Genomic DNA, 18,803 nt, shown 5'->3' with positions numbered 1-18,803 from the left:
TGAAAGTCGTTGTTACGGCAACTTGAAACTCCACCGGCCTGTATCCCCGGTAGACGGGAATGGAGCCAACGTCGGCGTACTGCGCCCAAGAGCCACCAACGCGACAACTCCCTTCCCGTCGACGGCAGCTTTGGGCATGATCCGGTAGGACCCGTCGGTGAGTTGGTCGATCCGCCAAAGCTGCCCCAAGGAACCGTCGAAAGTCGGCGCGGCGCGGACGGTACCTTCCGGACCGACCGACAACGCGCGTTCGGTCCCGGCAATGACGATCTTGTAATAAGGCGCGCCGAACGCGCCGCCCGCTCCGGCTACCGGGGAGATCGTCCACTGCTGGTGCGCGCGGATCATGTAATCGCCAAGGTCGACCTCGACGTTTCCTGCGGGCCAAGTCGTGCGGTCTTCGGATAGGGTCTGGTTCGGAATTGGCGCGACGGGCTCAGTGCTCTTGGCCATGAAGCTTCGCCGCACGTCAAAGGGCATGCGCACGAAGTCGACCGCCAGTTGCAAGGCACCGCCGCTGCGCTCCGATTGAATTTCATAGGTGCCTGGCGTGATATTCGCACCACCCAACGGCCAACCGTCCTTCCAGAGCAGTGGCTGGATCCCAAGAACGCTGCGACCGCTACGATCAAGATCGGCTTCGTAATGCATCGAATATTTCTCGACGCCATTGCCCAGATCAATCAGGCCGAAATGTCCGGGGCCGTATTGACGACCTCTTCCTGCAACGACCAATTTACCGCCGCCTTTGAGCAGGGGTACGCCCATATTGTCGACATAGGGCCCAAGCGGTGCGCGGGATCGACCGACCCTGATGTTGTAAGACGAATTTGGCCCATCGCAGCAGGTCCCGTGCGTACCGAGCAGATAGTACCAACCGTCACGGTGCAGTAGCGCCGTCGCCTCCATGTCGATCGCGACGTCCACAGGCTGATTACCCGGCAACCGCCCGCCCGTCTTCGGATCGAGCTCGATCATTCGGATCGAACCGAAATACGTCCCATAGCTCAGCCAGAGATGTCCCTCCGCGTACAGAAACGCGGGGTCGATCGCATCGGCCACTTCGATCCCGTTGGTCGATGCGACGATGCCGACGTCGTGATAGCCAAACGCGGGCGACTTCGGGTCGAGCGAGTGAGTCCACATGATCTTGACGTTACTGGCGTGGCCGCCGTTCATCCCGCCGCCCCCGACGGCATAGGCGACATAATAGCGGTCGCCGATCTTGATCACGTCCGGCGCGACACCGCCGCCGGGTCGCTCGCCACCGCTGTGCCAAGTCCAGCCGTCCTCCGAAACAAGGCCGCCCCCACGTGTCCCAAAGGTCCACCATTTGCCGTCCGACAAGGTCACCGTCGACGGATCGTGGATGAACGGCTCGCCCGCAAGTTGGGCCAAGGCAGCACCAGGAATTGCAAGCAGCATGGCCGCAATGGTCAGGGCGGAGGAGCGTTGCATGATCGATCTCACTTCACGTCGACCTTGATGTCCCGGATCGGATGGCCGCTGTCATCAAGCAAGCGGATACAGAAGTCGCTCAGACCGGGGCCGTTGATGACCGCGCCGCGCAGGACGTTCCGTCCTTTGCGAAGAGTCACGGGTCGCGACAGGACGTCGTCCATGACCATACGCCGATCCCCGAACAGGCCGACGGTTTCCTTGCCGTTGAGCCACCAGACCGACGCGGAATTGGAACCGACCGCAAGGCGGACGTCACGGATCTCGCGCGGACTGTCGACGACCGTAACAGCCCAGAAGATAACGCCGTAGGTCGGCTTCCCGAGTCCTTGCGCGAGGCTGAATAGCTTCACGTCGAATAGATTCGTATCGAGCGCGTGCCAGCGCGGCGTGCCGGGTGCGGTGGTCGCCTCACCATCCCGCGGCAAGGCGTCAAAACGGCCTGGATAATGCGCGGATGACAGCGCCTCGCGGACATAGGCGGACGTGAACCCGGCGTTCGTCCGGTTGGGTTTCGAGATCGGCTCCAGCAGCAGCCATCGACGGAGAAATCCATCCGCATCCGGGCTGGAAGGCGTCGCGGTGGCTGGCGTGAAAAAAGGCGACAGTCCGGTTGGCGGTGGAAGCGCTTCAACTACGTTGCCTGCGGTCTGAGCGGATGCTGCGGCTGGAACCGACAACGCGAGCATTGCGGCGGCGAGCGCCATTCCGGCGTATTCTGCGGTGGTCGCAATGCGGGGGCGAAGGCGGGAACCTTGATTTCGTATCGTCTGCTCAGACCCCAGCATCGTTACTTCCTCAACCCACGAGCGACTCGATGAACGGACGCCTTGTTATCGTTACCATACGCTAGGTCGCGTTTGCCCCTCCCGTCAACCAACGACGCGCAAGATCGACAGGGTCGCGTAAATTGGATTGATATTCTTGATGTTGCAGAAAGGTGATGTTGACGGATCTGAGGAAATGCGCCCTCAAGAGTTAACTTTCACCAAGGCTTCCCGCCACGTCCATGAAACGCCGCGCCGCAGCGCGGTCGGCTTCAGAAACGAACGCTACATCAAGATCGGGCGCGGCACCGAGCATATGCAAGAGCGTCCACAATCCGAAGCGCCGGTCGCGGTCCTTTTCCAGCCCAAGATCGACACGCATGTGCTCTATCCCAGCATCAAGCGAAGATGCTTTTAGGTTGGCCAGATCGCTGGTGCCGAAATACCGGCGGAACTGGTCGTCGAGGTCCATTCACCTTTCCCTTCACTGTTCATTTTAGGGCTTGGCGGACGCTGGGGAGCATCCGTTTCACGATGATTTCCACTCCCCGCGCATTCGGATGTAATCCGTCTGGCTGAAGCAACGCGCGATTGCCGGCGACGCCATCGAGGAAGAACGGATAGCGCGGGACCTTGTGTTGCTTAGCGAGTGCCGGGTACATGGCTTCGAACGCCGTTACATAGTCCGTTCCCAAGTTCGGGGCGGCGCGCATTCCGGCCAGGAGCACCGGGATCCGCCTGGCGTGCAATTCCTTCAGGATCACATCCAGATTGTATCTCGTTTGCGCCACCGGAAGACCCCGCAGCATGTCGTTTGCGCCAAGCTCCACGATTACGAGATCCGGTGCAGCACCGAGCCCGCGCAAGCCCCAGCGCAATCGTGCCCGCGCCTGTGCAGCGGTGTCACCCGCGACGCCGCCGTTGCGTACCGTCGCTGCAACCTTTGCGCGCCGCAACGCGATTTGCAGCCTGGCTGTGAACCCCAAAGCGGGCGGAAGGCCGTAGCCTGCGCTCAGACTGTCGCCGAAGGCCCAGATCACCGGTGCTCGCGGCGCAGCCTCGGCGGCCTGCGTAAATCCCGCCAGCGACAGCAATGCGAGATGGACAATCCCCCGCCACCGTCCATATCGCTTCAACCGTGACCATATCATTTCCCCCCGATAGCGCGCTGATCGAAGCGCGCAACGTCTCGCTGTCGTTGGGGCCCGCACCCGCTCGCGTGGAGATCCTCCGCGGCATCGACTTGAGCGTGTCCAAAGGAGAAAGCATTGCGCTGCTTGGACCGTCCGGATCGGGTAAATCGTCGCTGATGGCGGTGCTTGCCGGACTGGAACGACCGAGTACCGGCACGGTGACGGTCGCCGGGCTGGATTTCGCCACACTCGACGAGGACGCGCTGGCCATCGCCCGACGCGGTCGCATTGGTATCGTGCTCCAGGCGTTCCACTTGCTGCCGACGATGACCGCGCTGGAGAACGTTGCCGTTCCGCTGGAGTTGGCGGGCGTGCGGGATGCGTTTGCCCGCGCGGAGGCGGAGCTCGGCGCGGTGGGACTGAGTCGCAGGATCGGACATTATCCCGCACAACTCTCCGGCGGCGAGCAACAACGGGTCGCCATCGCGCGCGCGTTGGTCGCGGCTCCTGTATTGATCTTTGCGGACGAACCGACCGGCAACCTGGATACTACAACCGGCGCTACGATCATGGATTTGCTGTTCGAACGCCACGCCGAGAGCGCGACGACGCTGTTCGTCATCACGCATGATCCCGCTCTTGCAGCACGATGCGCCAGAGTCGTTACCCTGGCCGACGGGCGGATCGCCACCGATCGGCGGCGCACTTGAGCATCGCGTGGCGGCTGGCCCTGCGGGATCTTCGCCGCGGTGGGCGCGGTCTGGTGCTGCTCATGGCGTGCCTGTTCCTCGGGACGGCGGCTTTGGCGGGGATCGGAAGCCTTGCCGCGAGCATGATTTCGGCGCTCGATGCGAACGGCCGACAGATCCTCGGCGGCGACATCGAGTTCACCGTCTCCCAGCGCCGCGCCACGGTGGCGGAGCTTGCGGCGTTTGCCAAGGCTGGCCGGGTGTCCGAAACGGTGTCGATGCGCGCAATGCTGAGCTCGGGTAAAAACACCCCCGCAATGCTGGTCGATTTGCGCGGGACGGACACAGCGTGGCCACTCGTCGGGCGGTTCCGGTTGGCGGCGGGGGCACTGGCCCCTCGCCCGCACGACCGCGAGATCGCCATTGCCGCGGCGGCGGCGGATCGGCTGGGCGTGAAAACGGGGGACAGCGTTCGGGTGGGGACGACACCTCTGCGGGTTATCGGAATCATCGCGGAAGAACCCGATCGGCTTGGCGCGGGGTTTACGCTCGGGCCGCCAGCACTGGTCGACCTTACGGGATTGGATGCGACAGCGCTGGTTCAGCCCGGTAGCCTTTATGAAAGCCGGTATCGCGTCGTGCTCAACAATCCTGCCGAGGCTACTCGGGTACGGGATCAGCTGCTCGGACGTTTCCCCAGTGCCGGATGGTCCGCACGGACGAGCGACAGCGCGGCCGGCGGCTTGCGGCGTGGTATCGATCAGTTCGGCCAGTTTCTGATGCTGGTCGGGCTTGCTGCGCTCGCCATTGCGGGGGTCGGCGTGGGGAGCGGCGTTGCCGCCTATCTGGCGGGGAAGACACGGATCATCGCAACGCTAAAGGTTCTGGGGGCGACCTCGCGGACGATCGCAATCGTCTTCCTGGCGCAACTGGGAATGGTGGCGGCCGCCGGGATCGGTGGCGGCCTGCTGGTCGGTGCGGCGGTGCCGTGGCTCATTTCGGGGGTCGTCGGCGCGGCGCTTCCGGTGCCGCCACGTCTTGCGATTTATCCCGTGCCGCTGGCCACCTCGGCGGTGCTCGCGCTGCTTGTAGCGTTGCTCTTCGCCCTGCCCGCACTGGCGCGGGCGCGCGACGTACCGGCAGCGACCCTGTTGCGCGACGCCCTTGCAACGCGTCGGCGTCCGTCAGCGCGAGTGCTCGGCATAATGGTGCTCCTCGTTGCCGCGCTGGTCGGGCTTGCCGTCCTCACAGCATCCAATCGCCTTCTCGCGTTGGGCTTCGTCGGGGCAGTAACGGCGCTGATCGTGCTGCTCTGGCTTCTTGGCCTCGCGATCCGATTTGTCGCCGCCAGTCTCCCACGTTCTCGAAGGCCGCTAGTGCGACTGGCCATCGCGAACCTGCACAGACCGGGCGCGCAAACCGACCGGCTCGTGGTTGCCCTGGGCCTCGGTTTCTCGCTGTTCGTGGCGCTCGCTGTCATAGACGCAAGCTTGGCCTCCGAACTACGCAACGCTGCGCCCGACAAGGCGCCCCGCTTCTTCGCAATCGACCTGCAACCGGAAGACAATGCCGTTTTCGCGAACGCGGTGAACGTTGCTGCCCCCGCCGCCAAGATCGAAACGCTGCCGTCGCTGCGCGGGTCGATCGTTGCCTTGCGCGGGCAGCGCGTGGCCGAGATGAAGACACTACCGGAAGGTGCCTGGATCCTGCGGGGCGACCGAACGATCACTTGGTCGGCGACGCTACCGCCGCGCAACGTGGTCGTCGCGGGCAAATGGTGGCCTTCCAACTATCGGGGGCCACCGCTTGTCTCACTGGAGGATAAGGCGGCCGCTTCGCTGGGTCTTAGAATCGGCGATACGATCACGGTGTCGGTCCTCGGCGTCGACGTGCCGGCACGGATCGCCGCGTTGCGTACCATCGACTGGGGCGGGCTTGGACTCAACTTCGCGATCGTCTTTTCCCCCGGCTATATCGAGGAGGCACCACACGGCCTTCTCGCCAGCGTCTATGCCGAACCCACACGCGACGGTGCGATCATGCGCAGCGTCGGAAACGGCGTTACCCTCGGTCACGCTGATCCGCGTCGGGGACGTAATCGGTCAACTTGGCGCGGTCCTTGGCCAGATCGCGCTTGCGGTCCGTGCGGCGGCGGCGGTGACGGTTGCGGCGGGGATTGCGGTGCTGATCGGTGCCGTCGCCGCATCGGCGCGCGCACGGCGGTACGATGCCATCATTTTGAAGCTGCTAGGCGGTTGCCGCCGCCAAGTGTTGGGCGCGCAAGCGCTGGAGTATGCAATGCTGGCGACAATCCTCGTTTTGGTTGCCCTAGCGATCGGAGCGGGCGCCGGCTGGTACGTTGTGACACATGTGTTCTCAATTGCCTGGGCGCCGCGTTGGGACACAGTCGCCGCGACGCTTGCGATCGCCGTCGCGATCACGCTCGGGATGGGGATCGCAGGCAGCATCCCCGCCCTCCGTGCGCGGCCCGCCGCAGCGCTGCGGGACCTTTGAAGGCGGGATCGCCGGTCACGTTTCCCCGCATCGCTCGCTTCTATTTGCGTCGACCGCGCCAAAGCGCGTTCAGACCGGCCACTGCGTCATAGGGTATCGCGGCGAGCTCGCGGGCCCACATCTTGGCGCGCAGTCGCTTCGGGCCGCGCGCGACGATCGGCAGCGGGCGGGTCGCGAAACCCAGCATGCGAAACAGCATGATCGCGCGCGGCTGGTGGTACGCGTCCGTGCAAGGCTGGACCCTAGAATAGCCGTGCGCGCGGCAATAAGCGACCGCCGCTTGCACCGTCTGCAACGTATCGCGGCTGATTTCGTCCAGGATGAGCCGTTCCGCTGAGACAACCCCTTCGACCATGGTCGCCATCACGCGCGCTTCCGATGGACGATACGTCCCCACCCCGCCCGACAGGAACAGGTCCACGCTCGGATCTGCTTCCGCAACCGCTGCCGCATAGCCGATGCGGCGCGCGAGGGCCGGACTGGCGCTGCCATCGGGACGAACTGCAGCGCCGAACACCACGACGAGGGTTCGCTCGGCTTTTCCGTGCACAGCCGTCATGAACGCTTAGCCTTTCCGGGCTGATCATCGGCGGTGTTCGTGCAACCGCAACCATAGCGCTCTCGCGGCACGTCGCCGGGGATACTCACTGCGGGGACGGGTTGCGACGCCGTCTTGGCAATCCATGCGGCACCGCCGTCGCGTCCGCGGGTGGACCCGTCGCCCCGAGGGACGACCCGACCATAGACCGGACGATCGGTTTCGCCGGGCGCGCCGCCGAACATTGCGGCGATATTGCCGTAGGTTGCAGGATCCCGGCCGTCGAGGCTGAGCCGGTCGTTGAGGTAACAGGCCGTCGCCCAGGCAGTTTCGGGATCGGGCGTCATCGCAAGGATCCGCTTCGCCCAATACATCCGGAGATTGTTGTGCATCCAGCCGAACCGCAGGAACTGGCGCTGGCAGGCATTCCAGCTCTCGTCACGCGTCTCGCCGCGCAACATTGCCGTCAGGCTCTCCTGCTGAGGCCGAGAGTCGCCGGAATGATCTGCCAAGGTGGCGCGGGCCCAACCGGCGATGCGGCCATAGCTTTCGGGCGCAGACATCGCACGGGCCTGGTAGTGAAACCACTCGCGCCACCCGAGCAGCTCGTCCGCGAACTTGATGCGGTGCCGCGCCCCGACCGAGGCTGCCGTCACCGTGCGCATGACTTCGCGCGGACCCAGCACACCGAAATGCAGATAGGGCGACAGACCGCTCGCACCGTCACGCCGCGTCGCATCGTTGCGGGTGGCGGCGTAATCGGGAAGCACGTCGTCGATCAGGCGGGTCAGCCGCGTCTCTGCCGCAGCCCGGCCGGCGGGAAACGCCGCGCTCACGGGCACGCTGTGATCGATTGCAAGCGATGCGACGAGCACGTCGAGATCACCATCGAGGGTATCTGGTACGAACGGCAACGGGCCCTCGTACGGTGCGATATCGGTCGGTTCGTCGTCTGCGTCTGCCCATGTCGCGCGTTCGGGTTCGTGGCGGCGCAGAAAGCCGGAGCGGCCGCTGATCCCGTCTCCCACCACGGCGGGCGGCACAAGGCAGGCCGCGTTGACCGCATAGACGGGGATTGGAATTCGAGCGGCAACCCGCTCCGTCTGCCAGCGCGCGACAAACGTTGGCTGGTCCTCGACAATCAGCGCGGCCGCGTTTGCACCCAGCCGATACACCAGCCCTTTCTCGCGATGCTCTTCACGATCGACGTGCTGGACGCAAGCAAGGCCGCGTGCCCGACACCCCGACGCAGCGTCGCGGCTGGCACCCAGGATAAAATAATGCAGCCGATCCGAGGCGTAAGGATAGTCTTCTCGCACGCCGTGGTAAACCAGCACCGGCAAGCGCAGCGCATTGCCGAGGCGGACGGCTGCGTCGATCACCGGATTGTCGGTGGCCCGCAGTGCCTGCTGGAGCCAGCACAGCACGTAGCGTGCTTCGGCCACGAGCGGCACCGCGTTCAACTTCCGAACGCGTGGCACTTCGCGCCAGTCGGACAGCCCGGCGGGTAACGCCGCGGTTACCATCCCATGCTACCCGGAACGCCCTTGAAGGGACCGGCCAAATCGGATGTGATCCACCCCCCGTAAAACCCACCGGGTTGCGGTCGCACACGTTCGCCGTCGATCGTACAGCGGTCGAACGGCGCAGCGTAGAAGGCAATGTGGTCGCGCAATATTGAAAAGGCGCACGTTGGGTTCGCGTAGCTCCACCCCACGTCGCGCAGCATCCGTCCGCCGATGTCCAAATGCCAGTAGCGTGCCTCGCCCTTCCATTCGCAGAACGATCGGCGATCCGAGGAACGCAACAAGCCCGAAGTGATCGAGTCCGGCGGGATATACCAGCTCGGGGGATGGCTCGTCTCAAGCGTACGCACTGCTGACGACGTGTCGGCGACAACGATCCCCGCATGGACGATTTGGATCCGCCGATGACTTGGCTCTGCGATTGCCGGTCGTGGATAGAGCCAGACGCTCTCCTGACCGGCGGCAGGCGTTTCGGGTTCAGGCCTCACGCACGTTGCTCCTTACCGTCACGGGGGATGGTCCCGTGGGATCGGTCTGAGCGGTTGTGACCGACATAATGCGCGACATGAAACAGCACTCCTCAAGACCGCACAACGGTCGAGATGCGTTTCGGTCGCTTGACGTTCCCGGCTTGGGGAAACGCTAGGCAGTCGCCCCGAAGACCCCGTATTGCTCGCGCCACGCCGCGACTTCCGCCTGGAGATGCACGGGTGCCGTATCCCCGGAGAGGACGAGGGTGGCGACGTCGTCGCTGGGGTGCATCAACATCTTCTTTGCCCCGTCGCTGAACCACACGGACACCAGCCGATCGCAAAGGCTGTCGAGAACGGCTGCGGCCATGCTCTTGTCGATGGCGGCACCCGGATCGGTCGTGCGGACAATGATCGAGACGCCTTCGAAGCAGTTGCGCGGCGCGCGCTCGAAATTGAGCGACACCAGAAGGCCGGACCGATCCGGGCGAGCTTGGTCCGGCATCGCGGCCGTCCGCCTCCAACCGCAGAACCATGTCCGGCAGATATGCGGCCGGGACGCATGAATGCTGCACCCCTGTGCCACGAGATAGTCGCATGGCGTTCCGCCGGGCTTGCGAAATTCGGGTGTGTCCACCGTCAGGACGGTGCAGCATGCAGTGCAATCCCCACATGCGCGATCGGCGAGGACCGCCCCCAGCAGTATCGCTTCCAAATTCTCCTCGGCCTGCATCCCAGCGGATTGCCCCGACCGTGATGGAAAGACAAGCAAAGTCGGTGTGCCCGAAGCCAATTGGTAGGTCGGTTCGACACTCTGGATCGGTTGAGCTGGCTCACCCAGCAATAGGTGAAGATCCGCTCGATACTTGTTCAGAGGGGGAATGCGACCGTCTTGCGGTGCGAGCAAATCCCGTACCCGTACCGATTTGGCACATGAATTTAACGGCGATCTCTGTCCGGTTTGGGAACGGACGCTGCGGTGTGGCGTTGGCGTGCGGAACTGGTTAAATATCTCTTAAGGTAGCGAAACATGGTACGGAGAACGCAAGGATCGGCCTGGTCTAAAAAGGCCGTTCAGCCCGCTCGACGGCTCAATGACGATCCGCGCGCAGGCCTCACGCCGCTCGAGCTCACGATGCTGGACAAGTCGCTTAAAATGGTTGGCTAATCCAAACGTCTGTAGAGGCAAAATGCCAGTCATAATTCTGTATGATCAAGGCTCGGCATGAGTTGTCGAACCATACCGAGACGTCCTGGATGGACTTTTAGCCGAGACCTTTGCTCGCCAGTCCACTATCCGCTGCGAACATTCTTCCAGTGATAGCTGCGAACATGCTTCCAGTGATATGCGACGAATGTGTCGAGCCGTCCGAATGCGTTGAGCGCGCTCTCGATTGCGGACTTGTTGCCACCCCTACTCTAAACATCCGCAGCGACTCTACACACGGCGTCACTGTGCAGATCCGCGAGGGGTGCGAGCCGATCCGTATCGACATCGAAGACGCACCCGCGCGCCCCTCGCGCATGAAGCGCTCAACGATCCCGCGCTCGATACCGCCGCCAGCCCCGGTGACGATAGCCACTTTCCCGTCGAGCCTCATGCCCATATTCGCTTCCTTGCCGCATGAGACGGACGTGAACCGCCGGTGTGCTGTATCGTAGGTCGGCAGGTCATCTTTGCTCCATGCGATGTCGCGCACCGCCGACAAAGCGTGGCCTAGAACGACTATCGCTAGTGTTTCGTCACTTCGAGGAGTCGACCGGCTTCGGGCACGACGGGTTCGAGTTTGAGTTCGTTCAGGATTTTCCAGACGGTCGCGACCGCTGCGCTGAGGACCGGGATATCGAACTGGCGCTGGACGACGGGGATGGCGTTCAGCGATGGCATCTGGACGCATGCCGAGAGCACGAGCGCATCAACCCCGAAGCTGTCGACCTTCTTCGCATATTCCGGCAAGCGATCCTGCGGCAGACGCCCCACGGCCAGATTGTCCGACACCTCGAGGCTCAGCGAGTCCTGCACCTCGATCCCCTCCGCCTCAATATAGTCGGCGACCAGCTTGGTCAGCGGCTTCATGTACGGAGTGATGATAGACACCTTGCGGGCGCCGATATGCTTCAGCCCTTCGACGAGCGCGCCCGCCGAGGTAATCACGGGAATGGGGTTTCCGGCGGTTTCCATCGCCAGCCGCCCAATCGCCTGTTGGCTGTGTCGATGGTAGCCCGGCCCTTGAGCCATGATCGCGACCAGGCAAGCATAGGCCAGCGCATCGACCCGCGCATCCGCCAGTTCAACCGCACAACGTAATGATTCCACGTCCATTGCCTTCAATTCGTCCGGCGTCACATGCTTCATGCGCATCCGCGACGAGTGGAAGGTGAAGCGATCCTCGGGCAGAATCTGCTGCCGACGCAACAGCATCGCAGGAATCTCGGTTTCCATCGTGGTGTTAGAACTCGGGACGATCAGCCCGATACGAAAATCGCTCATAGCGTGGCTTCTTCCATGCGGTACGGGGCGAGGGTTACGACGGCGGGCGTCCCATATGCGTCGGGCCGCACATGGTGGAGCACCGGAAGCTTGTCGCGGGCACTGGCGACCAGACCGAGGTCCAGCTCCACGACCTGGCAGGTCGGGCTTGCGATGCCGAGGTCGACGATCACCTTCCCCCACGGTTCGACCACGAGACCGTGGCCGTAGGTTTCGAAGGCGTCCGTGCCATCGTCACCGCGAACCGTGGTGGAGGAGACAATGTAGCATTCATTCTCGATCGCGCGGGCGCGCAGCAGGGCTTCCCAATGCGCTTCGCCGGTCGTCTGGGTGAAGGCCGCGGGGACGAGGATGATCTCCGCGCCCGCCAACGCCAGTTGCCGGTAGAGTTCCGGGAAGCGGACGTCGTAGCAGATCGTGACGCCGATCTTCACACCGGCGATCTCGACGATGAGCGGACACGTGCCGCCCTGTTCGACGGATGATGCCTCGAACGACTGCCCGTTGATCCGCGCATCGAACAAATGAATTTTGTCATATTGCGCGACGAGGGCACCCTCTCCGTCGTACAGCACCGCCGAGTTGCGAATGACGCCATCGTCTCCGAGATGCTTGAAGCCCCCCAGGAGCACGGGCGTCTTCGTCTCGCGCGCAATACCCGCGAGCCGCTGCAGTTCAGCGCTGTCGGTGCGCAGCGCCGCTTCGCGCATTTCCACGTTCGTGCCCAGATGCAGGCCGTTTTCGGGGAGAAGGACGAGATCGGCGCCGTCGGCGGCGCATCGCCGAACCAAATCGCAAGCGATGTCGAGGTTGGCGGCGCGGTCCCGGGTTGCGCGCCACTGGGTGATCCCGATCCGGAAGCGCTGAGCGTCAGGCACGCGCCACCACCTTCGGCTCGAACTTCATATTGGCGACGGTCCAACCGCCGCCAGAGTTCTCCATCGGTTCATAGGCGTAGACCTCGCCTTTGGTGCCGGCGCCGACGACGGCGAGCATGATCACCCAATTGAGGATCTCATACTGCCCGTGGTCCAGCAGCGGATACGGTTCGAAATTGCTGATATCGAGGCCACGGCCCGCCTTCAGGAGATCGAGCAGGAACCCATCGAAGGCCACGTCCACCTTCCCGTACTTGCCGGGTTCGAGCCAATGCGACAGCCCTCCCGTGGCAAGGAAGCCGACGCGCTTCCCGGAGCGCTCGATCGCGCCGCGCAACGCCTCGCCGAAGGCCTTGGCCCCGAAGGGCGAGAAACCGCGCGCCGGCTGGGTGATGATCGGGACGACCGGAATGGTGCCGTCCTCCAGCATCACACGAAGCGGGACCACGAGGCCGTGATCGAGCTCGACTTTGGACGACGCTTCCACTTCGAGGCCCGCCGCCCGCACCGCTTCGACGAGTTCGAGCGCAAACGCGGAATCGCCAGGGACCGACGCGTCCAGATCGGGACGCTTGAAGAACGCCATGGATCCGGCATGCGTTTCGCCAACGCCGATTACGGTCGCCGCAGTCTCGAAGCTCTGAAAATGGCAATCGGCGCTGATCAGCAGGACATCGAGCTTGGCCGCGGCGATATCCGCCTTCAACCGCGCATAGCCGTCCAGCAACCGCTGCACCGCATCGGCCGGATCAATCTCGGGACGCGCGATGAGGTCGGGGACATGGCTGCAACCGCCGGCGAAGTAGAGATTGGCAGGCGGCTTGGGCGTTTCCGAGCTGACTCGTCCGTCGAACACGAACTTCCCCGTGCTCGTACTGTCGGTCACATCGTCCTTGAACCAGCGGGTCACCAGAATGGTGATCCCATCGGCGAGGCCTTCCGAACGAAGACGGTCGCGATCGCCATTGGCAATCACCTCGCTCCATCCGGCATCGATCCCGAGCTCGGTCCCTACCCCAACGGGGTCAGCCTTGAAGCGCGCGAGGAGGTCCTTATTCTCGCCGAGCGAGAGGATCGCCTTCTCGATTGTCTTGCGGTCCATGTGTCTACTCCTCAGAGGGTAAGCGCGCCGTCACGCACCACGACCGTGTCATCCACAGCGATCGTGCAGCCGCGCATCGGGATGTCGAGGTGTGCGGGCGTTTCGCGATTGGCGAAGCGGTTCGAGCCGGTCGACCACATGAAGTTGCCCTCGACCGACCGCAGCTCCTGCCCGTAGAGCGTGCGGGGGTTATAGACCTCGAACGCGGACCACGATGCGGTCGGATGGACGCCCCACCCCATGTGCGACGTCGCGTACACCGCTTCGTCGTCCCAGGTGCTGAGGTAATCGCGGAGGTTCGCCGCATCGATCCCATCGCCTTCGATCTTGCGGATGAAGCCCTTCTCAATGGTCAATTCCACGGGTTGCTGGACGTAACGCTGCCACGGAATGAGCGCGTCTCCGGGCTGGAGCACGATCGTGCCGTTGACGCTGCCATCCTTCGGGAAGCACGCGATAAAACCGCTTGGCCAATGGTCCCACCGGCCCGGCTCGTCGACGAAGCCCCATTGGCAGGTGATCGGCAAATCATCGCTGGAGATGTCGGCGACGAAATCGGTGCCGCCCGCGCTGGTCACGCGGAGCTGCTTCCCCGCTTTCAAAAGATCGCGACCGGCTTCGACGCGACGGCGGATCTCGGCAGTCCCGATGAGGCGTTCGAGCACGTCGGAAGGCTCCGCCACGAACAACATCCGCCGCCCAGCCCCCGTGATCCGCGTGCGAACGTCGGAATGGATCAATCCGCCAACGGTCACGTCGATGACCATGTCGCATTCGCCCGCGGCCGCCAGCAAGGCGGGCACGTCCGGCCCTGCCTTGTGCTCGAGCCCGGGCAGCGTGGGGTTGGACAGGCTGGATGCCGTCAGGACGACCGCGCTGGCGCCGACGCTCCGGGCGCCCGCAACGGCCGCATCGACATAGTCCAGTTTCTGGCCATGTTCGGCGATGACACCGACGAGCTGGCCGCTACCGATATTGCAGAGCTGAAATTGAGTCGCGAATAGCTCGCTGAGCGTTGCCGGCACTTCGAATCTCCTCAGAAGACAGTCTTGATCGACCCGCCGTCGACGGCGATCGTCTGGCCGGTGATGTATTGCGCGCGGTCGGACACCAGGAAGGCGATCGCATCCGCGGTCTCCTCGGGCCTGGCCCAGCGGCCAAGCGGGATCGCGGCCACGGACTTTTCGAACTCCGCCTCGATCGAGGTGCCGTTCCGCTCGGCGCGCCCGGAGATTTGCGTCTCCATCCGATCGGTCGCGGTGGTGCCCGGCATCAACTGGTTGACCCGAACCTGATCCGGCCCGAGCTCGAGCGAGAGCAACTTCACGAGCGCGCTCAGCCCGGCCCGGAAGGTCGCCGTAAGACAGCTGTTGGGGGCCGGTTGCTTCGTCCAGGTCGAGGTGATGAACAACAGCGACCCGGTCTTGCGTGCCGCCATGTGGACCGCCGCCGCGCGCGCGACCGTGACAACCGGGCGGAAGAGCATGCGATAAGCGCCGTCCCATTGGTCGATCGTCGCATCGACGAACGGCTGGATAGTCGGTCCGCCGGTATTCAGGATCACGATGTCGAGCGTGCCGTGCGCCGCCAAAACTTGCGGCACGAGATCCGCGACCGCGTCGGAAGCGAGATCTAGCACGACCGGATGGATGTTGGCACCGTGCGAAGCGACTTCTTGCAACTTCGCTTCGTTCCGACCGACGATGACGACGGTAGCGCCCTCCGCGGAAAGCCGAAGCGCGGTCGCCCGACCGATGCCACTGGACGCGGCGAGCACGAGCGCGACTTTGCCTTCCAAGCCAAGGTCCAGCGCCATCAGCTTGCCACCGCAAGAGCTTTTTCGGGGCATTGCGCGATGGCATCCATCGCCTTGTCCTCATCGCCGCCCGGTACCGCGCCGTTCGTGATCAGTTCGGGAAAGCCAAACTCGTCGAGCGAAAACATGGACGGACACAGTTCGGCGCAAATGCCGTACCCCGTGCACTTGGTCCCGTCGAAATTGACCTTCATCGTGCTACCTCCATGGAGCTTTCAGCGAGCGCTTCGACGGCGGTGCGCGCGAGGGACGCGGCGCCGTCGAGGAACGAACAGGCGCCGCGACCGCCGAGGGACGATCCCCAGCGCCGTAGATTCGTCAGTGTGGCGTCGGTCGACGTCCCGGCCTCTACCTCGGCGAGCGCGCCCGATATCGCCTGCGTGCCCTTCACGCAGACCCCGCACTGCCCCGCCGTCTCCCGGGCATACCAGGCCGCAATTTCGGCAACGATCTTGATCGGGCGCGAGGCTGCGGTGAGTGCCGTGAACGACCCGCAGCCGAAGCCGCTTTTCTGGTCGCGAAGATGCTCGAAACTCAGCGGGATGTCGATCAGGCTTCCCGGCAGGACGCCCCCGAACCAGCCGCCCGCAAGGATCGCGACGATCGGCCCGGCCAACCCGCCGGCTAGCCGAGCGTAGGCGTCGGACAGCGCGGTGCCATAGGCCACTTCGAACACCCCGGGTTTGGAGCAATCGCCGTTCAACGTGATGAGCGCGGTGCCGGGCGAGGTATCGGTGCCATATTTGCGATAGGCAATCGCACCCTTTCGGGCGATCCACGCCGCCATCGCCAGCGTCTCGACGTTCGCCACCAGCGTCGGGAGTCCATCGACCCCGGCCTCGAACACGCGGGGCGGCTTTGCGAGCGGAAGCGCCGGACCGCCGCTGATCGCGCGGCAAGCTGCGGACTCTTCGCCTGCGACATAGGTCGGTGCGACTTCGAAGATCGTGATCGCCCCTGCGCGCGCATGGCAGTCCGCCGCGACCAGTTCCGCGACCGCGCGCCGCGCGGAAGCGATCGCCTCGCCATGCGAGACGTAGAGCACGATCCGTTCCGCACCGACCGCATCCGCCGCAATCAGCAAGCCGTCCAGAACGGCATGCGGACGGTTGACCAACAGCCAGCGGTCCTTGAACGAGGAAGGCTCCCCTTCCTCACCGTTACCGACGATGACCTTCGGGCCCGACGCCGCCGCCACGGTTCGCCATTTCACGTGCGCGGGGAACCCTGCGCCACCGCGCCCTCGCAACCCAGCGGCTTCAAGCTCATCGATCAGGACGGTCATGTCGACCGCCGAATAGGTCCCGAGCGCGCGTTCCTGCTCCAGACTCAGCGGGCCATCCCCCACGACCAGTCGAGGCTCGATCGTCGGGTCGGCATATGCCTTCGGGATGGGCGAGACTTGGCTCACTGTCCGCCCGCCGCAGCGATGGCAATGGCGGAATCCAGGTCGATGACCTCGCCGTATTTGGCCTGAATATCGAAGAGGCTCGCCTCATGGGGACCGCTGGCGCGATCCGCCACGCAATCGCGCGGCACGAAAACACGCAGACCGCTCATGCAACCGTCCACCGCGCTTGCGCGCACGCACCCCGAGGTGGTTGCCCCTGCGATAACGAGCGTGTCGACTCCCGTCTGAACGAGTACCGTCGACAGATCGGTGCCCGTAAAACACGACGTTGCGGTCTTGGTAAGCAGGATGTCCGTGTCCCGCAAGGTGAGGCGGCGGTCCACCTGAACTGCCTTGCTACCTGGTGTCAGGCATTTCATCGCCGGCATTTTAGCCAGCCAAACCGATGACGAAGCCCGCGCAGAATCGAAGACGATCGTCGAGAAAATAACGGGCGTCTCCGCGATCCGCGCGGCTGCGAGGAGTGTCGCCGTCGCCGCTACGGCCGCGTCGCAATCGGTGCCGCACGCATACGTTGGATCGGTGAAACCGTTGATGAAGTCGACCACCAGGACCGCACACCGTTGGCCGGGTTCGATCCGGTTGCCGATGCCGCGTTTGGCATAGAGGTCCTGCAGAGCAATCCGCCGGTCGCCCTCATTCTCTGCAGACCCGCTCTCTTGCCTCGCGGCCACGACACTTCTCCTTGATTGAGGGTACGAACGCCGTACTGCCACGGCTCGTGAGAAACGCAGGCAAAGGCCCGACTGTGAGGGGCACTACCATTCGTGCGCGCCCTCCAGATTGACGAGATGGGACGTAAACTTCCGCTAATGTGACAGCGTATGGAACCGCCCCATGGCCCGTCGCGACCAGGCGCGTTTTCGCGCTCTGGTCGATGGTACGATGCTCCCAATGGATCGTCTGTGCTCAGTACACCTTGTCGCCCGCGATCGTGACCCGGAAGCCCGACCGTGTTTCCGGGAAATAGTCCCAAACGGCAAAATGCTGCGTGCACCGGTTGTCCCAAAAGGCGATCGAGTTCGGGCGCCAGCGGAAACGGACGTGGAAGTTCGGATCGTTGATATGGTCGAACAACACCTTGAGAACGCCCGCGCTCTCCTTGTCCGACAGCTCCGGGATCTTGGTGGTGTAGAGCTGGTTGACGAACAGCAGCTTGCGCTTCGTCACCGGATGCGTCCGGATGATCGGATGACGCGTGGTCGCGAACCGGTTGGCCTTGCGCTGATAGGTCGTGTCCTCGTCCGCGATGATGCCGAACACGTGGTTCCCATCGTGCACCGCCGTCAACGGCGCCAGGAACGCCTTCATCGGTTCGGAAAGGCCGTCATACGCGGCATAGGCGCTCGCGAAGAGCGTATCCCCGCCGCTTTCCGGAAGCGTGTGGATGTGGAGGATGCTCCCCATTGGGGGCTTTTCATCGAAACTCATGTCCGAGTGCCAATCCTCTCCGGCGACCGCCACCGAATTGTGGTCACCATGGATACGGACGATATCGGGTTCATCGGGCAGGCCCGCCACGCCGGAATGCTGGACGAGCTCCCCGAAGGCACGACCGAGCCGCTTATGGCTCTCATGATCGATGTTCTGGTCTCTGAAGAAGATGACCTGATGTTCCATCAACGCGGTGTGGATCTCTTCAAGCTCCTTGTTCTTCAAGGTCTTCGTAAGATCGACATTGAAAATCTCGGCTCCGATCCGCTTGGTCAACGGCCGAACATCCAGAACGTCGTAACTCATCGATCATCTCCTGCAGTATTATGGCAATTCACAAACCGGCCGTTATGTTTGTTGCCGCGCAACTTCGATGCAACGTCTATCCAAACGGCAATCCTAAATTCTACCGCTACGATATCATGGCACTAACTGAGCCAGGTGTTCGGGACGGGACATTTGCTTGATAAAATGGGACATTATGGGATCTTCCAGCGGCCTTGCTTTCGACGCGTTTTCAGTGACCGGGGCGAAGCGACGGGCAGCCTCGACGCTATAATCTCCGCCTCTATTTCG

General features: G+C 63.6%; 18 protein-coding genes and 1 pseudogene. 2 read left to right on the top strand and 17 right to left on the bottom strand.

Annotated elements, in window-relative coordinates; genetic code table 11:
- Positions 1–12: 12 nt before the first annotated feature.
- The 4 genes from ABIC16_RS10565 to ABIC16_RS10550 all read right to left on the bottom strand — a co-directional run bounded on the left by ABIC16_RS10565 (position 13) and on the right by ABIC16_RS10550 (position 3,319).
- Positions 13–1,425, bottom strand: a complete 1,413-nt coding sequence (locus ABIC16_RS10565) for a family 43 glycosylhydrolase (protein ID WP_354291052.1) — start codon at positions 1,423–1,425, stop codon at positions 13–15.
- Positions 1,426–1,466: 41 nt separating this feature from the next.
- Positions 1,467–2,165, bottom strand: a complete 699-nt coding sequence (locus ABIC16_RS10560) for an acetylxylan esterase (RefSeq protein ID WP_354291051.1) — start codon at positions 2,163–2,165, stop codon at positions 1,467–1,469.
- Positions 2,166–2,436: 271 nt separating this feature from the next.
- Complete coding sequence (locus ABIC16_RS10555) at positions 2,437–2,697, bottom strand: hypothetical protein (protein WP_354291050.1); 261 nt, start codon at positions 2,695–2,697, stop codon at positions 2,437–2,439.
- Between the two features lie 19 nt (positions 2,698–2,716).
- Positions 2,717–3,319: an arylesterase gene (locus tag ABIC16_RS10550; RefSeq protein WP_354291049.1), complete on the bottom strand. Its 603-nt coding sequence runs from the start codon at positions 3,317–3,319 to the stop codon at positions 2,717–2,719.
- Between ABIC16_RS10550 and ABIC16_RS10545 the strand changes: the two genes are divergently transcribed.
- Positions 3,319–4,068, top strand: coding sequence for an ABC transporter ATP-binding protein (locus ABIC16_RS10545; protein ID WP_502958301.1), 750 nt, complete (start codon positions 3,319–3,321; stop codon positions 4,066–4,068). The two genes, ABIC16_RS10550 and ABIC16_RS10545, sit on opposite strands and share 1 nt — an antisense overlap.
- A pseudogene (locus ABIC16_RS10540) lies at positions 4,065–6,561 on the top strand (ABC transporter permease). The gene ABIC16_RS10545 and the pseudogene ABIC16_RS10540 overlap by 4 nt, the downstream one beginning before the upstream one ends.
- 40 nt (positions 6,562–6,601) lie before the next feature.
- On the opposite strand, the gene ABIC16_RS10535 reads toward ABIC16_RS10540, so the two are convergent.
- The 13 genes from ABIC16_RS10535 to ABIC16_RS10475 all read right to left on the bottom strand — a co-directional run bounded on the left by ABIC16_RS10535 (position 6,602) and on the right by ABIC16_RS10475 (position 18,533).
- The gene (locus tag ABIC16_RS10535) at positions 6,602–7,120 is read right to left on the bottom strand and encodes a YdcF family protein (protein WP_354291047.1); all 519 of its coding nucleotides are present in this window, start codon (positions 7,118–7,120) and stop codon (positions 6,602–6,604) included.
- The gene (locus ABIC16_RS10530; RefSeq protein WP_354291046.1) at positions 7,117–8,625 is read right to left on the bottom strand and encodes a deoxyribodipyrimidine photo-lyase; all 1,509 of its coding nucleotides are present in this window, start codon (positions 8,623–8,625) and stop codon (positions 7,117–7,119) included. The genes ABIC16_RS10535 and ABIC16_RS10530 overlap by 4 nt, the downstream gene beginning before the upstream one ends.
- Positions 8,619–9,113, bottom strand: coding sequence for a DUF427 domain-containing protein (locus ABIC16_RS10525; RefSeq protein ID WP_354291045.1), 495 nt, complete (start codon positions 9,111–9,113; stop codon positions 8,619–8,621). The genes ABIC16_RS10530 and ABIC16_RS10525 overlap by 7 nt, the downstream gene beginning before the upstream one ends.
- 154 nt (positions 9,114–9,267) lie before the next feature.
- Positions 9,268–9,828 carry a YkgJ family cysteine cluster protein gene (locus tag ABIC16_RS10520; protein WP_354291044.1) on the bottom strand — a complete coding sequence of 187 codons (561 nt, stop codon included), beginning with the start codon at positions 9,826–9,828 and terminating at the stop codon, positions 9,268–9,270.
- A 999-nt stretch (positions 9,829–10,827) separates the two neighbouring features.
- Positions 10,828–11,586 carry a maleate cis-trans isomerase family protein gene (locus tag ABIC16_RS10515; protein ID WP_354291043.1) on the bottom strand — a complete coding sequence of 253 codons (759 nt, stop codon included), beginning with the start codon at positions 11,584–11,586 and terminating at the stop codon, positions 10,828–10,830.
- Positions 11,583–12,464 (bottom strand): nitrilase-related carbon-nitrogen hydrolase, encoded by an 882-nt coding sequence (locus ABIC16_RS10510; RefSeq protein WP_354291042.1) that lies wholly within the window; start codon positions 12,462–12,464, stop codon positions 11,583–11,585. The genes ABIC16_RS10515 and ABIC16_RS10510 overlap by 4 nt, the downstream gene beginning before the upstream one ends.
- Positions 12,457–13,566: a DODA-type extradiol aromatic ring-opening family dioxygenase gene (locus tag ABIC16_RS10505; protein WP_354291041.1), complete on the bottom strand. Its 1,110-nt coding sequence runs from the start codon at positions 13,564–13,566 to the stop codon at positions 12,457–12,459. Before ABIC16_RS10505 ends, ABIC16_RS10510 begins: the two co-directional genes overlap by 8 nt.
- Before the next feature lie 11 nt (positions 13,567–13,577).
- Entirely contained in the window at positions 13,578–14,591 is a 1,014-nt protein-coding gene (locus ABIC16_RS10500) for a 2,5-dihydroxypyridine 5,6-dioxygenase NicX family protein (RefSeq protein ID WP_354291040.1), read from the bottom strand.
- 11 nt (positions 14,592–14,602) lie between these two features.
- A complete protein-coding gene (locus ABIC16_RS10495) occupies positions 14,603–15,382 on the bottom strand; it encodes an SDR family oxidoreductase (RefSeq protein WP_354291039.1) in 780 nt (259 codons plus the stop codon).
- Positions 15,382–15,576 carry a ferredoxin gene (locus ABIC16_RS10490; RefSeq protein WP_277969719.1) on the bottom strand — a complete coding sequence of 65 codons (195 nt, stop codon included), beginning with the start codon at positions 15,574–15,576 and terminating at the stop codon, positions 15,382–15,384. Before ABIC16_RS10490 ends, ABIC16_RS10495 begins: the two co-directional genes overlap by 1 nt.
- Positions 15,573–16,793 (bottom strand): NADH-ubiquinone oxidoreductase-F iron-sulfur binding region domain-containing protein, encoded by a 1,221-nt coding sequence (locus ABIC16_RS10485; protein WP_354291038.1) that lies wholly within the window; start codon positions 16,791–16,793, stop codon positions 15,573–15,575. The genes ABIC16_RS10490 and ABIC16_RS10485 overlap by 4 nt, the downstream gene beginning before the upstream one ends.
- A complete protein-coding gene (locus ABIC16_RS10480) occupies positions 16,790–17,467 on the bottom strand; it encodes an isochorismatase family protein (protein WP_354291037.1) in 678 nt (225 codons plus the stop codon). Before ABIC16_RS10480 ends, ABIC16_RS10485 begins: the two co-directional genes overlap by 4 nt.
- 235 nt (positions 17,468–17,702) lie before the next feature.
- Positions 17,703–18,533, bottom strand: coding sequence for a TauD/TfdA dioxygenase family protein (locus ABIC16_RS10475; protein ID WP_277969716.1), 831 nt, complete (start codon positions 18,531–18,533; stop codon positions 17,703–17,705).
- Positions 18,534–18,803 lie beyond the last annotated feature (270 nt).

Source organism: Sphingomonas sp. PvP055 (assembly GCF_040546365.1).
Classification (GTDB): domain Bacteria; phylum Pseudomonadota; class Alphaproteobacteria; order Sphingomonadales; family Sphingomonadaceae; genus Sphingomonas; species Sphingomonas echinoides_A.
The sequence above is the reverse complement of the archived record's forward strand: the minus strand, read 5'-3'. Positions and strand labels throughout refer to the sequence as shown.